The following is a 23404-nucleotide window of genomic DNA, read 5'->3' as shown; positions in this document are numbered from 1 at the left end:
CGACCGGCACCAAGCCGGTCGCCTCTTCTTTGACCCAGTTGACGTTTTTGAGGATGGACTATGCCCGGACATTGGAGTTTCGACGAACTGAAAAGCCGCGTAAGCAGCGGTGAAATCGATACAATTCTGGCCTGTTTCGTCGATATGCAGGGCCGATTGATAGGCAAGCGATTCCACGCGAGCTTCTTTGTTGAATCCGCACATGATGAGACGCATGGCTGCAACTACCTGCTTGCCAATGATATCGATATGGAGCCGGTTCCGGGCTATAAGGCGGCGAGCTGGAAACAGGGCTATGGCGATTTCGTCATCAAGCCTGACCTTACGACCATTCGCCATATTCCCTGGCTGGAAAAATGCGCGCTGGTATTGTGCGATATTCTCGATCACCATCATCACGAGGACCTTTCGCATTCGCCGCGCGCTATTCTCAAACGGCAGCTCGCCCGGCTGAAGGATCGCGGCTATCTGGCCTATTTCGCCTCGGAACTTGAGTTTTATCTTTTCGATGAGACTTATGAGAGCGCGAGAGCCAAGCACTGGAAGGGCATGACAACCGCATCGCCCTATATTCAGGACTATGTGATCCAGATGACCACCAAGGAAGATGCGGTGATGCGCGCCATCCGCAATGGCCTGTTTGATGCGGGTATTCCGGTTGAAAATTCCAAGGGCGAATGGGGGCCGGGTCAGGAAGAAATCAATGTGCGCTATGCCGAAGCGCTGGAAATGGCCGACCGCCATGTGGTCATGAAAAATGGCTGCAAGGAAATCGCCACCCAGATGGGCAAGGCGATCACCTTCATGGCGAAGTATGATTATTCGCTCGCAGGCAGTTCAAGCCACGTCCACAATTCATTGTGGAGCGCAGACGGCAAGACCCCGCTCTTCTATGACAAGAACGCGGAATATACGATGTCGCCTTTAATGCGCCAGTGGGTGGCGGGGCAGCTTAAATATGCCGATGATTTCACCTATTTCCTCGCGCCCTATATCAATTCCTATAAGCGGTTTCAGGCCGGTACATTCGCGCCGACGAAAAATGTCTGGAGCCTTGACAACCGCACGGCAGGTTTCCGCCTGTGCGGCGAAGGCTCCAAGGCTATCCGTATAGAGTGCCGCATCGGCGGGGCTGACCTCAACCCATATCTCGCTTTTGCAGGGTTGATTGCGTCCGGCCTTGCCGGGATTGATGAAAAGCTGGAACTCGGCCAGCCGTTTCAAGGGGATGCTTATGGCGGCGCAAGATTGCGGGAGATTCCAAAGACCCTGCGTGAGGCGACTGACACGCTGGCCCGCTCGAAAATGCTCAAGGAAGCATTGGGTGAGGATGTCATCGAGCATTATGTTCACACGGCCAAATGGGAACAGTTTGAATATGATCGCCGCGTGACCGATTGGGAGTTGCATCGCGGCTTCGAACGGTATTGAAGAACTGAAAATAGAGAAATACCCCTCCCTGCTGCGATGCAGTCTGCCTTTGTGGGGAGGGCTATAAAAACGAAAGCACGAGGTTTTGACATGGCCGAAACGGTCAAACTGATTACACCCATTGATGGCACTGTTTATGCCGAACGCCCAATTGCCAGCGACAAGGCGATTGATACAGCGGTCGAATCCGCGAAACAGGCGCAAGCGGATTGGGCACAGACCAGCATTGCAGAGCGCGGTCGTCTATGTCTTGCAGCGCTTGACGCATTACTGGCCATGAACGATGAAATCGTGCCGGAAATTGCATGGCAGATGGGCCGGCCAGTACGTTACGGTGGTGAAAAAGGCGGCGTTGAAGAACGTACGCGCTATATGGTCAAAATTGCCGAACAGGCGCTTGCGCCCATCTTGGAGAATGACAGGCCGGGTTTCCGTCGTTACATCAAGCATGTGCCGCTCGGCGTCGTCATGGTCATTGCGCCATGGAATTATCCCTATCTTACGGCGGTCAATACCATCATTCCTGCCCTGATGGCGGGCAACAGCGTCATTCTGAAACATGCAGCCCAGACCTTGCTGGTCGGAGAACGATTTGCGCAGGCTTTCGAAAAGGCAGGTCTACCTAAGGGCGTATTTCAGAACATCGTGCTTGGTCATGCCCAGACAGAAAAGTTACTTGGCTCCGGTCGCATTGATCACGTGAATTTCACGGGGTCAGTGGGTGGCGGACGCGCCATTGAAAAGGCGGCGGCGGGCACATTCATGACCGTGGGTCTGGAACTTGGCGGCAAGGACCCGGCCTATGTGTTGCCGGATGTTAATCTCGATCATGCGGTTGCCAATCTTGTTGACGGGGCATTTTTCAATTCCGGTCAATGTTGCTGCGGTATTGAGCGCATTTATGTGCATGAGAAGGTTTATGACCGTTTTGTCGACGGCTTCGTTAACCTGACCAAGCAATATGTTGTCGGTAACCCGCTGGAAGAGGCGACCACGATGGGCCCGATGGCGCAGACCCGCTTTGCCGAACTGATCCGTGAACAAAAGGCCGAAGCACTGCGCAAGGGCGCGAAAGCTCACGTGAACATGAATGTTGCCAATGACAAGGCTGGTTCTCCCTATCTTGCTCCCGAAGTGCTGACCAATGTCGATCATCAAATGAGCGTCATGCGCGAAGAAAGCTTTGGGCCAATCGTCGGCATCATGAAAGTGCGCAATGACGAGGAGGCCGTGGCCTTGATGAATGACAGCCCATACGGCCTGACTGCCTCGCTATGGACCACTGATACCGATCACGCGGCTTTGATCGGGGACCAAATTGAAACCGGCACTGTGTTCATGAACCGCTGCGATTATATCGATCCCGCGCTGGTCTGGACGGGTGTCAAAGACACGGGCAAGGGTGCGGCCATGTCAGCCATCGGATATGGCAATTTGACAAGACCAAAATCTTACCACCTGCGCGAAGAGATTTAACAAGCATTGGAATTGTGCGTGGTTCGACAAGCTCACCATGAGGGTCGTGAGTGGGCTACAATAGAACAAGGCAGAGTTGCCTATCTTTGCAAGCAACCCATCATCCTCATGGTGAGCTTGTCGAACCACGCACAACAGATATGCCAAACGTAGAGACATGATATGAGCCAGCTTATTTCCAAATGGAACTATCCAACCACGGTGCGTTTTGGCGCAGGACGCATCAAGGAATTGCCGGAAGTTCTGGAAGCGACCGGAATCAAAAATCCGCTTTTCGTTACTGATCCCGGCTTGGCGAAACTGCCAGTGGTTGCGAGCACACTGAAAATTCTGGACGATGCCAAGATTCCCTACGGCGTATTTTCAGATGTGAAGCCCAACCCGGTGGATTCAAATCTGACCGCAGGCATTGCAGTGTTCAAACAAGGCAAGCATGATGGCGTCATCGCATTTGGTGGCGGCTCGGCGCTGGACCTTGGCAAGCTTATTGCGTTTCAGGCAGGGCAGACCCGGCCAATCTGGGATTTCGAAGATATTGGTGACTGGTGGACCCGTGCCAATAGCGAGGTGATCGCGCCGATTATTGCCGTGCCAACCACTGCTGGAACCGGCTCGGAAGTTGGCCGCGCGGGCGTTATCACCAATGAAGCAACCCACACTAAAAAGGTGATTTTTCACCCGAAGCTCCTGCCGGCAATCGTTATCGCTGATCCTGAGCTATCTGTGGGCATGCCAGCTTTTATTACTGCGGGCACAGGCATGGATGCATTGGCCCATTGTCTTGAGGCCTATTGCGCTCCGGGCTATCATCCAATGGCTGATGGTATTGCTGTTGAAGGCATCCGGCTCGTCTTCGAGAACCTGCCCAAAGCCTATGCCAATGGCAATGATCTGACAGCGCGCGCGCATATGATGAGCGCGGCGGCCATGGGGGCGACCGCCTTCCAGAAGGGGCTCGGCGCGATCCATTCACTATCTCATCCAATTGGCGCGCTTTATGACACGCATCACGGCATGACCAACGCCGTATTCATGCCCTATGTGCTTGCCTTTAATCGCGGCGCTATTGAAGAGCGCATCGTAAGGCTTGCCAATTATATCGGCATCAAGGGCGGATTTGATGGATTTGCCAAGGCAATTCTTGATTTGCGCACCGAGCTGAAAGTACCGCATGCCTTGCCAGGTTTGATCAAGGATCTGGACATGGATGATGCGCGCAAGGAGTTGATTGCCGAGATGGCAATCGTTGACCCAACGGCGGGAGGCAACCCCGTCGAACTGACCAAACAAGCAGCACTCAAGCTGCTGAACGAGGCGATCAAAGGATAGCCGAAAGGCGAGCTTTGAAAGTCAAATTTAAAAGGGCGCTGGAGACAGCGCCCTTTTTGCATTTTGTCTGGTTTTGCCTGCGGCCATGGCAGTTGGTTTTCTAAGAGCGGTGATTCCGGTAATCTTGTTCTGCTCAGGACCCTTGCTTCCATAATTTGGGCTGTTTGGGTAACTGGCTTAGGCAGAGGAAATATGCCGACTTCGAAATTTGTCGGATCGTCATTTTCTGAGATTTTGACATTTTGGTTTGTCGAGAGCCTCGTCATGTCGGCTTGGCTCACAATTATTTTGTGGCAATCTGATAAGCCTATTCAAGCATCGCTATGGACGTTCGGTGTCCAGTTGACGATCTTTTTTGGCATGATGACTCTATTCAATTATTTTCGTCAGAAAACGGCTGACCAAGAGAATTGCGCTGAATTATCAGATTAATCTGCGTCTCAACCTTATTGGCGATGAAATTGCCACATTAGCGGCAATTTCCGATACGCTGTGTCACAACAGCTAATAACGATCCGGATCGTCTGCAATCCGGATCAATGCGATATTTGTCTATTGCCCCAAGAGCAGCATATCCTTTGCCGCCAGGCTGACCTTCACGTTTTCGCCCGGTGAGGGTGGAGGTGCGCTTGGATTATTGAATGTGTCGAAGGAAACGGTATTTTCGCCGAGCGAAGCGCGTATGCGGATGACCGAGCCAAGGAAGTGCACGCTGTTGATCTTGCCATCCAGCGTTGTCTCGCGCTTGTCGGTTGCTTCACCGAGACTGACAGCCTCCGGCCGTACCGCGAGAGAAATCTTATCACCAACCTTGTGATTGGTGATCTTCTGGCCGATCATCACATCCTTGCCATCAATTGCAATAATACCGGCAGCGGCATCGCGAACTGTCGCATCGAGCGTGTTCAACGTGCCAACGAAGGACGCAACGAAACGCGAGGATGGTTGATTGTAAATCTCGAATGGCGCGGCGACCTGTTCAGCCTTGCCTTCATACATGACGACTATACGATCCGAGATCGACAGCGCTTCTTCCTGATCATGTGTCACGAAGATGGTGGTGATGCCAAGCTTGCGCTGAATGGCGCGGATTTCCTCACGCAGCGAAACGCGAATCTTGGCGTCGAGCGCTGAAAGCGGTTCGTCCAGCAGGAGAACCTGTGGCTTGGTAGCCAGCGCGCGGGCTAAAGCCACGCGCTGCTGTTGGCCGCCTGAAAGCTGATAAGGATAACGATCCGCCAAGTGATCCAGTTTGATCAATGAGAGCATTTCATGAACGGTTGCGTTAATTTCCGCTTGCGGTTTCTTTGCGACCTTCAATCCGAAAGCGACATTCTGAGCGACGGTCATGTTGGGGAATAGCGCATAGGCCTGAAACACCATGCCGATATTGCGCTGGTTCGGTTTCAGGTTCACCACGTCCTGACCGCCAATGCTGATCTTGCCGGATGTGGGCGTTTCAAAGCCGGCTACCATACGCAGCACTGTGGTCTTGCCGCAGCCGCTGGGTCCGAGAAAAGAAACGAACTCACCCTTCTCGATATTCAGATTGAAGTCATGAACGACAGTGGTCGCTCCGAAACTCTTTTTCAAATGGCTGATTGTGAGAAATGACATTGTTTCTATCCGGTCTTAGCGCTTGGTGGCAGCGAGGGATTTATTGAGACGGGTGACAACCTGAATAAGACCCATGCAAACCCAGGTGATTGCAAAGGAAATGACTGCCAGAGCCGCAGGCTCATAGGCGCGGTTTGCACCGATAAGCTGCAGGAATGGTCCAAATGCGGGCCGGTTGAGCAGCGCCGCCATGGTAAATTCGCCGATGACGATGGCGAATGTCAGGAAGGCGCCGGAAAGCACGGCAACCAGAACATTGGGGAGAATGACGCTCCACATGATCTTTAACCGGCTTGCACCAAGACTTTCCGCAGCTTCGGTCATGGTGCGGATATCGATAGCGCCAAGGCCCGTATCCACAGCGCGATACATATAGGGCAATGCCAGCATCGTATAGCCAAAGACCAGCAGCAGGTTGGTACCCATGGCGGAGCCGGTCAAGGGCAGAAATGACGATGTATTGTAGAGGCGGATATAGCCGAACACGACAACAATTGCCGGAATGACCAGCGGTAGCAGCGTGATGAATTCAAGGAATGGACGCCAGCCGGGGAGCCGCAAGCGCACCCAATAGGCAGTGGGAACAACCAGCACGATACCGACAATAATTGTCACCAGCGCCATAACGATGGAGTAGCCGAATGTTGCCTGAAAGCGAGGATCGCTGAGGATGACCCAATAGGCATCGAAGGAATATACGCCGCGGCGCATGCGTAGCGAAAATTCCAGAGTGCCGATAAGCGGCACCACAAAATATATGATGCCAAAAGCAAGTGCGATCCAAGACCAGAAACGATTGGTTTTCATTTAAGCCACCGTTCGCTGCGGGCGCGCATCCAGATATAAATACCGTTGGAAACGCCGGTGATAACTATCATACCGAATGCCAGCGCATAACCGAGGTGAGGGTCTTGCAAGACGTCGCCGCGAATCTGCGCGAAGAGCACGATAGGAACAATGCTGAGCGATGAACCGGTGAGTGCATAAGCGGTCGCAATTGCGCCGAACGAGTTAGCAAACAATAGGAGAATCGTGCCCAGCAGTGCAGGCCAGAGAATGGGAAATGCGACCATGCGCCAATATTGCGGGCCGGTTGCGCCAAGAATGAGCGCTGCTTCCTTCCATTCCTTCTTCAGCCCGTCCAAAGCTGGCGTAATAATGAGGATCATCAGCGGAATTTGAAAGTAGAGATAGGTGATCGTCAGGCCCCAGAAACTGAGCAGATTGAAGCCGTGGCCATAAAGATTGAAGCCGAAAACATTATAGAGGAACGTCGTGACAAGCCCTGTTCGCCCCAGCGTCGCCAAAAAAGCAAAGGCGAGCGGCACGCCGGCAAAGTTGGAAGCGACGCCCGAAAAGGTCATTAGCGGCGAGCGTATCCAGGGCGGCAAACCGCCAAGTGTGACAGCAGCAGCGACGCAAAACCCTATGGCTGCACCGAGAATGGCCGAAGCAAGGGAAATTTTTATGGATATCCAGTAGGCATCCATGATGGATGGCTGGAACAGATTCACAATGTTTGTGAGTGTCAGATTACCCTGACTGTCCTGAAAGGCTCCGGCAATCAGATAGATTGTCGGCCATATCAAAAACAGCACGGCAAAGATGATGAAGGGCATGACCCCAAGCCAGTCGAGCGACAGGCGTTTGCGCTCATTCGCTATTGGCGCCGCCGGTGGAGCTGGTGATGAAACGTCTTGTTCTGAAACTGCACTCATGAGTGTTTGGGACCACTTGATAAAGTAATATTCAGCCGCGCCAGAGTAATGCAAAGGCAAGGCAGCCAGGATACCGACCCATCGGATATTCAGGGCCGACGCTGGCCCTCACATGATGGAAAAATCCCCGCGGCGGACCCGCGGGGATTTTTATCCTGTATTACTTGACGTTGGCGCCTACGATCTTGTCCCATCCCTTGGTGATGACTTCCTTGGCGGCAGCCTGTTCATCGAGAGTCGGGAAAATTGCCTTTTCATAGGCGGCAGCAGGAGGCAGCTTGTCGAGCAGGTCCTTGGGGATCTTGTTGTTCTTGGCAAGATCGTTGAAACGGATCGGATGGCAATAGCCCTTGAGCCATGTCAGCTGACCTTCGTCGGAATAGAGATATTCCATCCAGAGCTTGGCAGCATTTGGATGAGGTGCGTAAGCGCTGATGGCCTGAACATACACACCAGCAACAACGCCGGAAGCCGGAACAACAACTTCTACAGGCGGATTGCCCTTGAGAGTGTCGCGGCCGGAAAGCGCATTATAATCCCAGTTGATGATGATCGGTGTTGCGCCCTGAGCCAATGTACCGGACTTGCCGATAACTGGAACGAAGTTGCCAGCCTTGTTGAGGTCAGCAAAATACTTAAGACCTGCTTCACCTGCCGCAGCGCCATAAGTGCCGCCTGTGGAAACGCCAGCGGCGCCTACAGCAAGGATAGCCTGATTGGAAGCGCGCGGATCGCCAGCAAGAGCAACGGCATTTGCATATTCAGGCTTCAAAAGGTCAGCCCAATCTTTCGGGACTTCCTTGACGATGTCGGTGTTTACCTGGAAGGAAAGAACGCCGTAATAGTCGCCATACCAGTGACCTTCAGCATCTTTTACATTGTCAGGAATGGAGTCCCAGGTGGAGACTTTATAAGGCTGGGTTAGGCCGTCTTTCTTTGCCGATGGACCAAAAGCAAAGCCGACATCGATGACGTCAGGAGCCTGCGGGCCCTTATTGTCCTTGTTGGCCTTGATGGCTTCGATCTCGTCGCCCGAGCCTGCATCCGGATTCAGTTCGTTGACTTCAATGCCATATTTGGCCTTGAAACCAGCGATCACATCGCCATAGGCGCACCAGTCATGCGGCAAGGCGATTGTGGTCAGCGTGCCTTCCTTTTTTGCAGCCGCAACCAAATCTGCCGGTGCGTCGGCAAAGGAAACTGCCGTGCTGGCAAATAGCACAGCAGTCGACAGCGCTACCGCGCGTTTTGTATAACCTACCATTTTTAGACCCCTGTTTGAGCGATACGTCATTGGCTCTTTATCCGACGTCCGGCACCCGATACAGGTCTCTCATGTCAGTTGGATGACAGACCCGTGACGTGCCGGTGAACAGACTTTCCCTGAGCAGTAAGGATAAGTGAACCACTTTTTCGGCGGCTTAGCAATTCGGCGAAAGCCTAAATTTATGGGGTATTCCCAATCGTTTCAAAATTACTTCAATAACGACAAAAACATTGTTGGAGACGCCAATTCGGGCAGGGAAAAGGGGCGAATTGGCCACAATATGACAGCTTCAGCATCAGGACTGAACGCCAGAGCTGGCGAAACAACTTAGGAGACTAAGTTAATTTTCCCATTTGCCGGAGCAGGGGGATGCCGGGCGGATGGAGGGGGCGACTCTAATGTCCGCCGCCTCCGGATGCCGGTGCCCCTGGCTTGCGCATCAGGATTGCGAAAACCGCCAGCGATACAAAGAGCATTGTCAGGATATAGAAGACATCCATGAAGGACAGCAGCGAGGCCTGCTGATGAACCATGCCGGAGATTCTGCTCAGAGCGGTCGTGGTTCCATCCAGTCCATGTGAAGCAAAATTCTTCGACATGGAATTCATCAAATCTTCTGCTTCCGGATTGCCCCAGCGAACATTTTCGGAAAGCTGGGCGTAGTGCAGCGCACCGCGATCAGTGAGTATCTGGTTAATCACTGCCAGCCCGACCGCGCCGCCAAGATTACGCATCAGATTAAACAAGCCGGAAGCGTTTTTCAGGCGAGCCAGCGGCAAAGTGCCAAGCGCAAGATTATTGATCGGCACCATGCACAGCATGAGCGAACAGCCGCGCAGGATCTGCGGCACAAGCAATTCGTAGAAATCCCAGTCCGCAGTAAGATGCGTCATTGTCCAGGTGCCCGCGCCAAAACCGATAAAGCCGATCATGATCATAATACGCGGGTCCATCCTGCCGGACAGGAAACCGGCTATTGGCGCGGTCATGAACATGGCAAGCCCGCTGACAAACAGCGCTTCCCCGATCATCAGCGCGTCATAGCCGCGAATCTGCCCCAAATAGACCGGGTAGATATAGGTAAGGCCATAGAGGCCAATACCGAGGACGAACGAGAAGGCTGATCCAAAGGCAAAGTTCAGATTTTTGAAGGCGAAAAGATCGACGATGGGCTGTTCGGCGGTAAAGGCCCGATAGAAGAAGATGATGCCACCAATGACCATGACGATGCTGCAATAGTAGACGGCGTGATCCTGCAACCAATCATTGCGTGGACCTTCCTCAAGCACATATTCGAGCGAACCGAGGAATGCTGCCATACCGGCGAGACCCCACCAGTCGAATTTGCTCAACAGGGACCGGTCGCCCTTGTCGAAGTCGATCAGGTTCCACGCAGCGATCGCAACGGCGATACCGGGGATGACGTTGACAAGAAAGAGCCAATGCCACGAAAAAGCATGGCTCAGATAACCACCGACCGTCGGCCCGATCGTTGGGGCCAATGTCGCCACGAGGCCGATCATAGGGGAAACAATGGAGCGTTTGGAGGGCGGGAAAATTGTAAAGGCAGCCGCAAACACACTTGGGATCATACCACCGCCGATAAAGCCCTGGATGGCGCGGTAGACGATCATCTGGTCAATATTCGTTGCAGTGGCGCAAAGCACGCTGGCGGCGGTGAAACCTGCGGCAGATACCGAGAAAAGAATCCGCGTTGAAACCAGCCGTCCCAGAAAACCTGACAGCGGGATCATGATAACTTCGGCGATCAGGTAAGAGGTCTGGACCCATGAAATCTCATCAGCGCTGGCGCTGAGGCCTGCCTGAATTTCGGCCAGGGATGCCGAGACGATCTGAATGTCCAGAATCGCCATGAACATTCCAAAGACCATCGCCAGAAAGGCGATGGCTTTTTTGGGATCGATTTTATCTTCCGGAATGGCTGGAGCGCCCGGACCGCCGGCTGCCGTTGTTGCATTTGCCATAATCGTCGCCCTTTCCGATTCCGGAACCGGATTTACTTGGCTGGAGTCGTCCGCGTGTCGACATCGACAACGACGCTGAGGCCCGCCTGCAACTTGCCGCTGGCCAAGGCGTCACCCGGCAAGGCAATGCGAACAGGAACACGTTGCACAACCTTGGTGAAGTTACCCGTGGCATTTTCCGGAGGAAGAAGGGAGAAGACGGCGCCGGAGGCCGGTGCAATGGAAGCAACCGTGCCTTCAAACGTATCGCCATCCAGCGCATCGACCCGAATGTGGACTTTCTGGCCCACATTTATGTCACGAAGCTGCGTTTCCTTGTAATTTGCATCGATATAGAGCGCATTAACAGGAACGAGTGCAGCCAAACGCTGGCCGGGACTGACAAGGTCGCCCTTCTTGGCGGCAAGATTGCCAATGACGCCATCCACTGGTGCACGGATGACGGTAAAGCTCAGGTCGCGCGCTGCTTTGTCTTTCGACAGTTCGAGCGAGGCAATGGTGCCTTCAGCTTCCTTGTATTGGGCCTCAAGAACGCCGACATTGGCGGCTGCGCTGGCGATCTTTGCATCAGCGGATGCAAGATTGGCCTTTGCCTGATCCAATGCGGCAGTTGCATCATCAAGCGTCGACTGCGAAGCAAACCGCGTTGCATGCAACTGATTGGCCCGTACCGAACCGGCTTGCGCATTGGTCAGCACTGCCTGTGCGCTCAACTTTCCAGCCTGCGCCTCGGTCAGCGAAGCCCTTGCGGCCTCGGTCTGCGCCTTGATACGGTCAAGCGAAAGCTTCTGCGTGGCAATCTGTGCTTCGGCCTGTTCCTCAGCGAGCGTGTAATCGCCATTATCAAGCGTGATCAATGGATCACCCGCTTTGACGCGCTGGTTGGCAACAACATTGATTGTATCGATATAGCCGGTCACCTTGGGAGCGATGGCAGTAATATCGCCCTGGATATAGGCGTCATCGGTGGAAATCATAAAACGGCCCGTCGTCCAATATCCGTAACCGAAATATGCACCACCGGCGAGCGCCGCTACCAAAATAGTCGTCAGGATCAGCCGTTTGCGGGAGCGCTTGGGAGGCTCGGCTTTCTTTACGTCAGCGGCAACATCATGTTGCGGCGCTTCCGTAGTTGCGGGCATCTCGGATTTTGAAACTGGAGCCGGGAACTGACGGATGTCAGCCTCATTCTTTGCTTTGGACGCAGGCATTTGGGGTTTCTTTCTACGGATGTTCAGCCATAAAACTGATTGAACCATTCGGTTCGATCGTTGACATAGCGCAATTGAGAGCGCATATCAAGGGGATCGAACCGCTTGGTTCGAAAAAAGAACAACAAACGAGGAAACAGAACGAGAATGTCATCTAAAAAGGCCTATTCGACATCATTGTCCACCGCTAACGCGCTGGAAGCAGCGCTATCGGGCGATGAGCGGCAGGGCCGTTTAGCTGCCGGGCAAGATCCGGCAAAGCGTCAGCAAATATTGGAGGGAGCCGACCGGGTATTTTCCACGATGGGCTTTGACGCAGCCAGCATGAATGACATTACGCGCGAGGCTGGTGTCTCCAAAGGCACGATCTATGTCTATTTCGATAGCAAGGAGGAGCTTTTTCTCGAACTTTGCATCAGTTATCGCGAAAGGCTTTTCAGCGGTATTTATTCCGCCTTTGAGGGCGACTATGATTTGCGTGATGCACTTATCGCATTCGGTAAGGCGCTTTCGATCAAGGTGACGTCCGATGTGGTCATTCGTGCGCAGCGTGTTGTTATCGGTGTGGCCGAACGCATGCCCTCAATGAGCCGGAGCTTTTACGAGCAGGGCCCGAAAAAGGGGCAGGCGATGATGAAGGCATTTCTGGACAAGCATGTCGCCGCGGGCGATCTGGAAATTGAAGATACCGAACTTGCCACCTATCAACTGTCAGATCTTGTGATGACGGGCCTCTTCAAGCGCCGGCTGTTTGGCTGCATGGATGAGGCACCGACGGAAGAACAAATCAACAAGACGGTTACTGCGGGTGTCGATGTGTTTCTGAGAGCCTATGGCAAGCGCTGAATATTCAGGCTGTGCCACAGCTGGCGCAGATGCCGCGAATTTCGATTGTCGTTTTGGAAGGTTTAAACCCATTACCCTTTGTCCATTCACGGACACGGGCAGTGATAACGTCATCTGAAAACTCGGTAACCTGGCCGCATTTCTCGCAGATCGCGAAGGCGATCATGCCATGGTTGTGGCTATGATCATGAGGATGGGAGCAAGCAACAAAGGCATTTATGCTTTCAAGCCGGTGGATCATCCCATAATCGAGAAGTTTATCCAGCGCGCGATAGACCTGTAAGGGGGCGCGGAAACCATTTTCACGCAATTGGTCCAAAATAGTGTAGGCGCTCAACGGCCCGTCGGCGCGTGTCAAAGCGTCGAAAACCAGTGACTGGTTCTTGGTGAGTTCCTGAGTGGCCGCCATATTCGCTTGTTCCTTTTATCTGCTTACTAGATAAGAAATTTTTTCACGAACCGCCAGTGCGTCATCTCTTTTCCACTGATCTCAAATTTGCCATTGTTGACTAATGTAATAACATCACATACGAAGACGTCAAGAATTTGCCGAGAAGGCTTTCAGTAAATCCGGCTTTTCCGCGAGTTTTACCTTTATGACTGAACCAAGTCTGACATTTCGTGATCTTACGTTGGGTTACCACAGCCATCCAGCTGTGCATCACCTTAGCGGCGTTGTCGCGCGGGGATCTTTGACAGCCGTTGTCGGATCAAATGGTTCAGGCAAGTCCACGCTGATGAAGGGTATTGTCGGTGTGTTGAAGCCCATGTCCGGCTCATGCACAGTCGAGAAGGGCATGCGGATCGCCTATCTGCCGCAGCAATCAGAGCTTGACCGGTCTTTCCCGGCACGCGTGGTCGATCTCGTATCACTTGGTCTGTGGCCAAGGCGGGGATTACTGGGCCGTTTCAGCAAAGAAGACCGGGCAAGCGTTTCACAGGCATTGATGGCTGTGGGGCTTGGCGGCTTTGAAAAGCGCGGCATTGATACCCTGTCCGGCGGACAATTGCAGCGGGCATTGTTTGCGCGCGTTCTTGTGCAGGACGCTGACATAATTCTGCTGGACGAACCCTTCAATGCGATCGATGCCAAGACCGTTGCTGATCTCGTCGGCCTCATCAAGCGCTGGCATGGCGAAAGCCGGACCGTCATGGTTGTCGTGCATGATCTAGAACTGGTGAAGGAACATTTCCCGGAAACCCTGCTTCTGGCCCGCAAGCCAATTGCCTGGGGTTCATCCCGCGATACGTTGCGGCCGGAAAATCTTCTCCACGCCCGCCAGTTCCACGAAGCATGGGAAGAAGGCGCTGCATGGTGCGAGGATGACCAGTTGCATGGTCACGATCACACGCACGCCCACAATCACAGCGGACCCCATGACCATATGAAAAAGGGGGCTGCATAGCATGTATGATTTTCTGATTGCTCCCTTCGTTGATTATAGCTTCATGCAGCGTGCATTGCTGGGTTCGCTGGCTCTGGCACTTGGCTCATGTCCGGTCGGTGTATTTTTGATGCTGCGTCGCATGAGCCTGACCGGCGACGCGATGGCGCATGCGATCCTGCCCGGCGCTGCGGTCGGTTTCCTTCTCTATGGTTTGCAGATCGTGCCGATGACAATTGGCGGGCTGGTTGCCGGTGTCATCGTTGCCTTGGGGGCGGGGGCGGTTTCCCGCTTTACCATCCAGAAGGAGGACGCTTCAATGGCGGCTTTCTATCTCATATCGCTGGCGCTGGGTGTTTTGATTGTTTCGCTGCGCGGATCGAATGTTGATCTCATGCATGTCCTGTTCGGCACGGTACTCGCGCTCAATAATGATGCGCTTGGCCTGATTGGTCTTATCTCGGCAATCAGTGTCGTGACACTGGCAATCTTCTGGCGGGGATTGGTGGCGGAGTGTCTTGATCCGTTATTTCTGCGCTCTGTCAGCCGCATCGGTACGCCGGTTCATTTCATATTTCTCGGCCTGGTGGTGATAAATCTCGTCGGCGGTTTTCAGGCGCTTGGCACATTGCTTGCTGTCGGGCTGATGATGCTTCCGGCTGCCGCTGCGCGTTTCTGGACTGCTCGTGTCGGGCCGATGTGCGCCGTGGCCATAGCAATCGGCTTTGCCTCATGTGTCGGGGGACTGTTGATCTCCTATCATTTTTCGGTGCCATCAGGACCGGCTATTATTCTCTCTGCCGGTGCAGTTTATCTTTGCTCCATCATAATGGGCTCGCGCGGAATTCTACAAAGCCGCCTTCGCCCTCATCGTCACAGAACCGCATAAAATCAAGGAAAGAGACCATGATCAAAACCCTCAAACTTGCCAGTGCTTTAAATGTTATACTATTACTGAGTGCAGCCTATAGTTCTGCTTCTGCCGAAAACCTGAAAGTTGTTTCGAGTTTTTCGATCATCTCTGACTTCGCCAAGAATGTCGGTGGCGACAAGATCGATCTGACGACGCTGGTTGGCCCGGATGGCGACGCGCATGTTTATGAGCCAAAGCCATCTGATGCCGCAGCTGTTGCCAAAGCTGATGTTGTGTTGGTCAATGGTTTGAACTTCGAGGGATTTCTGCCGCGGCTTGTAGAAGCAAGCGCCACAAAGGCACCAATCGTTGAATTGACCAAGGGCGTTGAGCCGTTGAAAAGCGGCGAAGAAGAGCATGATCATGCGAGTGGAGAAGAGCACAAGCATGAAGGCGAAGAGCACAAGCATGAGGGTGAAGCGCATGCCCACGATCACGGTGCCTATGATCCGCATGCTTTTCAGTCCATCAGCAACGCAAAGATTTATGTGAAGAATATCGCCGACGCCTTCTGCACGGCTGATGCTGCAAATTGCGATACCTACAAGACCAATGCTGCCGACTACACCAAGAAGCTCGACGCGACGGAAGCAGATGTGAAGGCCGCAATTGCGTCAATTCCGGAAAGCAAGCGCCTCGTCATCACGTCGCACGATGCATTTGGCTATTTTGAACATGAATATGGCCTGAAATTCCTGGCGCCAGAAGGCATCTCGACGGATTCGGAAGCCTCTGCTGCCGATATTGTTGCCCTGATCAAGCAAATCAAGGAAGACAAGGCCTCGGCAATCTTTGTCGAGAATATCACCAACCCGCGTTTGATCGAGCAGATTGCCAGCGAAACGAAACTGAACGTCGGCGGCACGCTATTTTCGGATGCTCTATCCAAGCCTGAGGATGGTGCCGGGACCTATGTCGAAATGATGCAGCACAATATCGCTACATTCAAGAAAGCCATTCTCGGCAGTTAATACGGCACGCCGGAAAAGCGGAGCAGGACTCCGCTTTTCTTTTACCCAGAAATGTTATGTTATTACATTAGGAGAAAACCATGACACGGCACCTACTTGTGTTCTCGTCTCTCGCCATCACAGCTGGTTTGCTGATGACCCCCGCCTTGGCAGAGGGAAAAACGGCATGGCGGCTATTCGTCGCCGATCAGGCCGATCCCGTAATACGCGCTCTGGATGCCAAGACCGGCGAGGTGCTGGACACGTTCAAGATGAAAGCACCAGCCAGCCTTTCGAAGAGCGAAAGTGGTCGCCTGGTATTCGCCAACGAGCGTGATGCTGGCCAATTCTCAGTCATTTCAAGTGGCATTTCCCTTGATGATCATGGAGATCACGGGGATCTGAAAGTTGAAAAGCCTACGCTGCTCAATTTGAATTTTGCGGGAAAGAAACCGTCGCACTTTGTCGACCACCATGGGCAAATTGCCTTGTTCTTTGATGGGGACGGGGCGGTCAAAATTGTTAAAGAGTCTGACGTCCTGGGCGAGAAGGCCGATGCAAGGGAAGTGAAAGTTGCCTCGCCGCATCATGGCGTTGCGGTCGCTTTCGGTGAGAAGGTTCTCGTGTCCGAACCGCACCCGACAGAGCCAGTCAAGGAGCTGCCCATCGGCGTGCGTATTGCCGGAGCGAATAATAAAGTTTCAGGAGAATTGTATGATTGCCCGGATCTCCACGGCGAAGCGGCCTCAGGCAGTATCGTCGCCATAGCCTGTAAATCGGGTCTGCTTCTGGTGAAATCGGCGAATGACGAGCTGGAGATCAATCATCTTGATTATTCAAAATCGCTTCCAGAGGGCAAGTCCTCAGCTTTGGTTGGTGGCAAGGGGTTACAGTATTTTCTGGGCAATTACGGGCCGCAGGCGGTGGTTCTGATTGATCCAACCGCTGAAGATGCATTCCGTCTGATCGAGCTTCCCGCACGCCGCGTTCATTTTGCTGTCGATTCTGTGCGCCCGCGCTTTGCCTATATCTTTACCGAGGATGGTCAACTGCACCAGCTGGACGTCATCACCGGCAAGATTGAAAAATCGCTACAGCTTACAGAGCCTTACAGCATGGACGGCCATTGGAACCTGCCGCGGCCTCGAATTGCCGTCGCAGGCGATGACATCATACTTACCGACCCTCTGAAAAGCCGGTTGCAGGTCATTGACGCAGCCCGTTTCGAAAAGTCCCGCGATATTCCAGTTGAAGGCACTCCTTACAATGTTGTGGCCATAGGCGGGTCGGGCGAAGTTCACGAGTAATTCTATGCCCGCGCGCTTGAACAGCGCGTGGGCTTCTTTTTTTGGAAAGGCTAAAGCCATGCAAAACACAGCAACAGCCAAGCGCTTGCCCGTGACAGTGCTTTCGGGTTTTCTCGGAGCGGGCAAGACCACACTCCTCAATCATATTCTCAACAATCGTGAGGGCCGCCGTGTCGCGGTTATCGTCAACGATATGAGCGAGGTTAATATTGATGCCGCGCTTATCCGCGACGGCGGTGCTAACTTGTCGCGGACGGAAGAGCAATTGGTTGAGATGACCAATGGTTGCATCTGCTGCACCTTGCGCGACGATCTTCTCGCAGAAGTGCGGCAATTGGCAAGTCAAGGCCGGTTTGACCATCTGTTGATAGAGTCGACCGGCATATCAGAGCCGCTGCCGGTGGCATCCACCTTTGATTTTCGTGATGAAAACGGCATGAGCCTGTCGGATATCTCATGCCTCGACACAATGGTGACTGTCGTTGATGCGGCAAATCTTTTGAAGGATTATGCCTCCAGCGACTTTCTCAAGGATCGTGGCGAGTCACTGGGTGATGGTGATAACCGTACATTGGTCGATCTTCTCGTCGATCAAATCGAATTTGCCGATGTCATCATCCTGAACAAGATATCGTCGGCCTCCATGTATGACCGCGATATCGCACGAAAAATCATTCGTGCCCTGAATCCAGATGCCAAGGTAATCGAAACGGATTTTGCCAAGGTCAATCTTGCCGACGTTCTGGACACGGGCCTTTTCGATTTCGACAAGGCGCAAGAAAACCCGCTTTGGTACAAGGAACTGAACAATTTTGCCGATCACATACCTGAAACGGAAGAATATGGTGTTCGCTCATTTGTCTATCGTGAACGGCGCCCGTTCGATCCGCAAAAGTTCCAGGATTTCATCAACTCAAACTGGACCGGGGTCATCCGTGCCAAAGGCTTTTTCTGGCTTGCGACACGGCCGGACCATGTCGGCGAGCTTAGCCAGGCGGGTGCATTGGTCAGATCAGAAAAGCGCGGTCTTTGGTGGTCATCGGTTTCGAAAAGCCGTTGGCCTGATAGTCCCGAGTGGTTGAATGCCATGAAGCCATATCTTCATCCTATTTGGGGTGATCGGCGCCAGGAACTGGTCTTCATCGGCGTCGATCCCATGGATGAAGCTGAAATCCGCGCGCAACTCGACGCCTGTCTCTTGGATACGGATGAATTCACGCCGCATAAATGGGAGGCGTTGCTGGACCCCTTTCCAAGCTGGATGAGACAGGCTTCCTGAGAGCCGGCAAATGAGATTGCGCTTGGGAACCATGCAGAATCTGGCATCGAAACTCCTGGGTTTTGATGTCTCAGACGAGCGGGCAAAGCCTGTTCAAACCAAAAGCTTCAATTGCGATAGTCCTTCCCTTTTGGGGGAAGGACATCAGTGCCCGGAAGAGGTCATGAGTTGCGATTGCGAAAAAGCTTCTAGAGCATTTCCAATAAAAACGGAGTCACCGTAATGCTCTATCTCTTTGTTTTTACGCATTATCCAACGCAAAACCGCTTCACACTTTTGCTGGAAATGCTCTAAATGAAAAGCGCCGAAGCCAAGGTTGAACTGATGCGCACCTTGCCAATATTTCGGCCATCCATTTCTACAATTTCATACTCGTAGTCATCGACGGTCAGTTTTTCGCCTGTGGTCGGAATATGCCCAAGATTCCACAGAATATAACCGGCGAGCGTGGTGTAACGGTCGCCGTCATCGACCAAATCCCGATCGATGAGGCTGCCCAAACGGCGGATGTCGATATAGGCATCCACCACCATGCTGCCATCTTCGGACCGCTCGAGGATCGGGCTTTCTTCACCCTCTTCAGGAAAATCACCGGCAATCGCTTCGAGAATATCGGTTGGCGTCACCACACCCTCAAACGAACCATGCTCGTCGAGGATAACGCCCATCTGAACAGTTGAACCGCGAAGCTGTTCCATCACGCGCAGAACATTGGCGTTCTCATGCAAGATGAGTGGTTGGCGTGTCACCTTTTCCCAATCGATCTTGCCGCCATCCAAAATTGCGAACAGCAAATCCTTGGTGAGCGCGACACCAACAAAATCATCCACGCGCCCTCGGGCAAGCACAACGCGGCTATGGGCGAGCGTGCGGATTTCCGCGAGCAATTCCTCATTGGTTTCATCCAGATCAAGCCACTCCACTTCGTTGCGTGGCGACATGATCGAGCGCACCGGTCGCTCGACCAGATCGAGGACGCCGCGGATCATTTCCTTTTCTTCCGGATGGAAAACATCTGATGCAGCAGAATGTTCTGCTATGGCATCCAGCGTGTCCGAGTGAGGCGCATCGCTGCCGCGACCACCGCCGAGAAGGCGCAGAACGGCACCAGCCGTGCGATCGCGCAAGTCCATTGTGGTGATGCGTTTTTCGCGATTGTGGCGGCCAAACTGATTTGCAGCTTCCACGAGAACCGAAAAGCCAATGGCCGCGTAGAGATAGCCCTTTGGGATATGAAAGCCGAAACCTTCGATAATGAGACTGAAACCTATCATCATCAGAAACCCGAGGCAGAGGATAACCACTGTCGGATGACGATTAACGAAGCTCATCAATGGCTTTGCGGCGAGCATCATCACGCCGACGGCGACAATGACCGCAATCATCATCACTTCAAGGTGCTTGACCATGCCAACGGCGGTGATCACGCTATCCAATGAGAACACGGCATCCAGAACGACAATCTGCGCGATGACCTGCCAAAATACGGCGTGGACAGCATTGCTTTCCTTGGCTGCAAGACTTCCCTCCAGCCGCTCATGTAACTCCATCGTCCCCTTGAACAGAAGGAAAACGCCGCCCACGATCAAAATGAGATCGCGGCCGGAGAAAGCAAATCCTGCAACACTGAAAAGCGGTTCCGTGAGGGTAACGACCCAGGAGATAGAGGCGAGCAAGGCAAGCCGCATGACCAATGCCAGCGACAGGCCGACAAGTCGTGCCCGGTTACGCTGGTGCGGCGGAAGTTTGTCGGCAAGAATGGCAATGAAAACAAGATTGTCGATACCAAGCACGATCTCCAGAACGACGAGCGTCGCAAGACCGATCCAGGCATTGGGGTCGGCAATCCATTGAAATGTCAGATCCATTGGAAGTCGGGTCCTGTTAGCGGATAAAATGAGAGCATGACTTTGCGGGCGGACCGGCTGTCAAAAACAGCACAAATCCACCAGCATAGCGGGCAAATTCAGGATAAGGGAGAATGGCGGGTTTTCGGTGCTGACGCTGCGAGTGCAGAGTCAGCATGCTTCGCAAGTCCGGCTCTTCAGATTGATCGTCCGGCATTGATGCGCGCGGTCAGTCCCTGTGTCACTGGCTGAAATTGTGAAATGTATCGGTGCCAGATGCGCATATAATGGCAGTCCCGCCGCTTTGGTTCAAGTGGCGGACAATAACAAAGCCGATACCGCGATAGATATTTCAGCCGGCAAACCCGCCTGCATCAAGGAATGCGCGTTCTTCCTCGGTGGTATCGCGGCCCAATATTATGTTGCGATGGGGAAAACGTCCGAAACGTTGAATAATGTCATAGTGGTCATTGGCATATTCGACATTTGCTGGAGAACCGTGACTGCAAAGCTCTACACAACGGCGCTGGTCGTCCACATCTTCCGAATGCATGAATGGCAGATAGAAGAATGCGCGCAGTTCCGGCGCGACAGAAATGTCATGGCCTTGTTCCAGCGCCCGATTTGCGTAATAGCGCGCCAGTTCATCGGTCGCGTACATATGACCGGTATTGCGGAAACAATTGCGGGGAAACTGATCGAGCAGGATCATGAGTGCCAGCGCACCCTCAGCCGTGTCGACACAAGCTTCATATTCCCGTCTTGCGGCGGCGAAATGTTCGTCAAGAAATGTCTTGTGAAAAACAGTGTCGAAGGCTTCGTCCTTCTTGAACCATTTTTCCGGTCCGGCCTCACGCCAGAAGTCAGTGACTTCCTTGATTACCGACGATTGTTCCTTTGACATATTCTATCCTCTTTAGTCTGACCGGCCCACTCAGTTTGCGTCCGCAGATGCGGCAATGGGCAAGACACTTGCAGTTTCTTCGCTCAAGGGGCGTCCGGGCTGGCGTGGTTTGATCAAAGGTCCGGGAACCGGCATATTGCCCTTCATGAGATCATTGCCTGCATGTATGCCGCCAGCCAGTTGAAGATCGAGACGCTCGTCATCGCGCTGGCGGATGTCGCGGATGATCTCGGCTGCTTCTTCGGGATCAACGCCAAGTCCGATCAAAGTTGTTTGCCCGAACATGAGCGCGGATTCAAAGGTTTCGCGGAGTTGGTACTCGACGCCGATCTTGATCAGTTCAATCGTATTGCCACGATCAAATGACCGCGCATAAATCTGCACCAGCGGAAATTCGGCCTTGATGAGATGGGCGATTGAAAGAATTGTTTCTGCCTTATCGACGCAGATCAACACTGCCTGGGCGCGACCAGCACCGGCTGCGTGCAGAATATCCAGACGCGTGCCATCGCCATAATAGACCTTGAAGCCGAACTGCGCGGCTGCCTGGATCATTTCTATATCATTATCAATGATCGATACGTCGACATCGCGAAGCAGCAGCGGTTGGCTGGAAATCTGGCCGAAACGGCCAAAACCGATAACCAATACCCTGCCGGTCAATCCTTCCGCTATATCAACATCCTTCAGCGCCTGCGTCTCGGCTGGCAAGATATATCGCATGCCGATAATGGCGAGAGGCGTAAGAACCATGGAGATAATGATGATTGCCGTCAGGATCGCATTGGATTCGCCATCCAGAATGCCCACTGCCGTCGCCGTGGAATAAAGCACAAAGGCAAATTCGCCGCCCTGAGCCATTACAATGGCGCGTTCCAGCGATTCGCGATGGGATGATTTCAGCATGCGAGCCACAATGTAGATCGCGATTGCTTTGACGATCATGAAGGCGGCAACGTAGAAGACCACCATTTGCCAGTTGGCGGCAACGACAGCCAGATTAAGGGACATGCCGACTGCGAGGAAGAAAAGCCCAAGCAATATGCCGCGGAATGGTTCGACATCCGCCTCCAACTGATGGCGGAAGGTGGATTCAGACAGGAGTACGCCTGCAAGGAAAGCGCCCATGGCCATGGAAAGGCCGCTGACCTGCATGACAAGCGCGGCCCCGAGCACAACCAGCAAAGCGGCAGCAGTCATAACCTCCCGGGCTCTCGTCATGGCGAGCAGGCTGAACAGGGGATTGAGCAGGTAGCGCCCCGCAATGATAAGGCCCGCGACAGCGCCAATCCCGATGCCAATATCAAGCCAACGCAATCCGCCCGCCTCGGTGGTGCTGATGGGTGCAAGAAAAGCGACCAGCGCCAGCAGCGGTACGATTGCCAGATCTTCGAAAAGCAGGATCGATACCATGCGCTGGCCTTTGGCCGAGGCAATTTCGCCGCGCTCTTCCAGCAATTGCATGACGATGGCCGTCGAGGTCAGAACAAAGCCTGCGCCTGACACGAAAGACACGGCAACGGGAAAGCCGGTTGCGATGCCAACGCCAGTCAGCAGCAGCGCGCAGACGATGACCTGTAATGCACCGAGACCGAAAATCTCATTGCGCATGCCCCAAAGTTTCGTCGGCTGCATTTCCAGTCCAATAATGAACAGAAACATGACAACGCCAAGTTCAGCCACATGCAAAATGGTTTCAGGGTCAGAAAAGAAGCCAAGACCAAAGGGACCGATGACCAGTCCGGCGGCAAGATAGCCAAGCACCGATCCTAGCCCGAGCCTCTTGAACAGGGGGACAGCGACCACGCCTGCACCCAGCAGGACGACAACACTTAATAGATCGGGGCCACTTGCTTCAGCTGCCATTGTCTCTCCTGCGATGCGCAATTGCTCTGATTTTCACAGGTAAAGCGGTGGTGCCCAGCAGGCAAGCTAAAAT

At 53.3% G+C, this 23404-nt stretch carries 19 protein-coding genes; 9 read left to right on the top strand and 10 right to left on the bottom strand.

Features of this window, described 5'->3' with window-relative positions:
* The first annotated feature begins 60 nt into the window (after nucleotides 1-60).
* The 3 genes from AC6CHM_RS07825 (at nucleotide 61) to AC6CHM_RS07815 (ending at nucleotide 4236) form a co-directional block, all read left to right on the top strand.
* The gene (locus AC6CHM_RS07825) at nucleotides 61-1431 is read left to right on the top strand and encodes a glutamine synthetase family protein (RefSeq protein ID WP_498172574.1); all 1371 of its coding nucleotides are present in this window, start codon (nucleotides 61-63) and stop codon (nucleotides 1429-1431) included.
* 90 nt (nucleotides 1432-1521) lie between these two features.
* On the top strand, nucleotides 1522-2907 hold the full coding sequence (locus AC6CHM_RS07820; RefSeq protein WP_498172573.1) for an aldehyde dehydrogenase family protein: 1386 nt from the start codon (nucleotides 1522-1524) through the stop codon (nucleotides 2905-2907).
* A 162-nt stretch (nucleotides 2908-3069) separates the two neighbouring features.
* Nucleotides 3070-4236 (top strand): iron-containing alcohol dehydrogenase, encoded by a 1167-nt coding sequence (locus tag AC6CHM_RS07815; RefSeq protein WP_336439642.1) that lies wholly within the window; start codon nucleotides 3070-3072, stop codon nucleotides 4234-4236.
* Nucleotides 4237-4788: 552 nt separating this feature from the next.
* Here AC6CHM_RS07815 and AC6CHM_RS07810 read toward each other — a convergent pair.
* The 6 genes from AC6CHM_RS07810 to AC6CHM_RS07785 form a co-directional block, all read right to left on the bottom strand.
* Nucleotides 4789-5853 (bottom strand): ABC transporter ATP-binding protein, encoded by a 1065-nt coding sequence (locus tag AC6CHM_RS07810; RefSeq protein WP_498172571.1) that lies wholly within the window; start codon nucleotides 5851-5853, stop codon nucleotides 4789-4791.
* A 15-nt stretch (nucleotides 5854-5868) separates the two neighbouring features.
* Nucleotides 5869-6660: an ABC transporter permease gene (locus AC6CHM_RS07805; protein ID WP_115052289.1), complete on the bottom strand. Its 792-nt coding sequence runs from the start codon at nucleotides 6658-6660 to the stop codon at nucleotides 5869-5871.
* Entirely contained in the window at nucleotides 6657-7571 is a 915-nt protein-coding gene (locus AC6CHM_RS07800; protein WP_498172570.1) for an ABC transporter permease, read from the bottom strand. Before AC6CHM_RS07800 ends, AC6CHM_RS07805 begins: the two co-directional genes overlap by 4 nt.
* Before the next feature lie 160 nt (nucleotides 7572-7731).
* Nucleotides 7732-8835, bottom strand: coding sequence for an ABC transporter substrate-binding protein (locus AC6CHM_RS07795; protein ID WP_115052291.1), 1104 nt, complete (start codon nucleotides 8833-8835; stop codon nucleotides 7732-7734).
* A gap of 398 nt (nucleotides 8836-9233) precedes the next feature.
* A complete protein-coding gene (locus tag AC6CHM_RS07790; RefSeq protein ID WP_115052292.1) occupies nucleotides 9234-10823 on the bottom strand; it encodes a DHA2 family efflux MFS transporter permease subunit in 1590 nt (529 codons plus the stop codon).
* Between the two features lie 32 nt (nucleotides 10824-10855).
* Nucleotides 10856-12034, bottom strand: coding sequence for an HlyD family secretion protein (locus AC6CHM_RS07785; protein WP_498172569.1), 1179 nt, complete (start codon nucleotides 12032-12034; stop codon nucleotides 10856-10858).
* A gap of 147 nt (nucleotides 12035-12181) precedes the next feature.
* On the opposite strand from AC6CHM_RS07785, the gene AC6CHM_RS07780 reads away from it, so the two are divergent.
* On the top strand, nucleotides 12182-12880 hold the full coding sequence (locus AC6CHM_RS07780) for a TetR/AcrR family transcriptional regulator (protein ID WP_307279834.1): 699 nt from the start codon (nucleotides 12182-12184) through the stop codon (nucleotides 12878-12880).
* Nucleotides 12881-12884: 4 nt separating this feature from the next.
* Here the strand turns inward: AC6CHM_RS07780 and AC6CHM_RS07775 are convergent, their stop codons facing one another.
* A complete protein-coding gene (locus AC6CHM_RS07775; RefSeq protein WP_307279831.1) occupies nucleotides 12885-13289 on the bottom strand; it encodes a Fur family transcriptional regulator in 405 nt (134 codons plus the stop codon).
* A 187-nt stretch (nucleotides 13290-13476) separates the two neighbouring features.
* Between AC6CHM_RS07775 and aztA the strand changes: the two genes are divergently transcribed.
* The 5 genes from aztA (at nucleotide 13477) to zigA (ending at nucleotide 18714) form a co-directional block, all read left to right on the top strand.
* The gene (aztA, locus tag AC6CHM_RS07770; RefSeq protein WP_307279828.1) at nucleotides 13477-14286 is read left to right on the top strand and encodes a zinc ABC transporter ATP-binding protein AztA; all 810 of its coding nucleotides are present in this window, start codon (nucleotides 13477-13479) and stop codon (nucleotides 14284-14286) included.
* 1 nt (nucleotide 14287) lies between these two features.
* On the top strand, nucleotides 14288-15154 hold the full coding sequence (aztB, locus tag AC6CHM_RS07765; protein WP_498172566.1) for a zinc ABC transporter permease AztB: 867 nt from the start codon (nucleotides 14288-14290) through the stop codon (nucleotides 15152-15154).
* Nucleotides 15155-15171: 17 nt separating this feature from the next.
* Nucleotides 15172-16149 (top strand): zinc ABC transporter substrate-binding protein AztC, encoded by a 978-nt coding sequence (gene aztC, locus AC6CHM_RS07760; protein ID WP_498172565.1) that lies wholly within the window; start codon nucleotides 15172-15174, stop codon nucleotides 16147-16149.
* A gap of 80 nt (nucleotides 16150-16229) precedes the next feature.
* A complete protein-coding gene (gene aztD, locus AC6CHM_RS07755; RefSeq protein ID WP_498172563.1) occupies nucleotides 16230-17435 on the top strand; it encodes a zinc metallochaperone AztD in 1206 nt (401 codons plus the stop codon).
* A gap of 58 nt (nucleotides 17436-17493) precedes the next feature.
* Complete coding sequence (zigA, locus tag AC6CHM_RS07750; RefSeq protein ID WP_115052300.1) at nucleotides 17494-18714, top strand: zinc metallochaperone GTPase ZigA; 1221 nt, start codon at nucleotides 17494-17496, stop codon at nucleotides 18712-18714.
* A 290-nt stretch (nucleotides 18715-19004) separates the two neighbouring features.
* On the opposite strand, the gene AC6CHM_RS07745 is transcribed toward zigA, so the two are convergent.
* The 3 genes from AC6CHM_RS07745 to AC6CHM_RS07735 form a co-directional block, all read right to left on the bottom strand.
* On the bottom strand, nucleotides 19005-20582 hold the full coding sequence (locus AC6CHM_RS07745) for a TerC family protein (RefSeq protein ID WP_115052301.1): 1578 nt from the start codon (nucleotides 20580-20582) through the stop codon (nucleotides 19005-19007).
* Between the two features lie 331 nt (nucleotides 20583-20913).
* Nucleotides 20914-21465, bottom strand: coding sequence for a DUF924 family protein (locus AC6CHM_RS07740; protein ID WP_498172561.1), 552 nt, complete (start codon nucleotides 21463-21465; stop codon nucleotides 20914-20916).
* Between the two features lie 30 nt (nucleotides 21466-21495).
* Nucleotides 21496-23331: a monovalent cation:proton antiporter-2 (CPA2) family protein gene (locus AC6CHM_RS07735; protein ID WP_115052304.1), complete on the bottom strand. Its 1836-nt coding sequence runs from the start codon at nucleotides 23329-23331 to the stop codon at nucleotides 21496-21498.
* Between the last annotated feature and the right edge of the window lie 73 nt (nucleotides 23332-23404).

The organism is Phyllobacterium sp. GQ127 (assembly GCF_059758635.1).
Note: the sequence above shows the minus strand (reverse complement) of the source record. Positions and strands in the feature narration are given on the sequence as shown.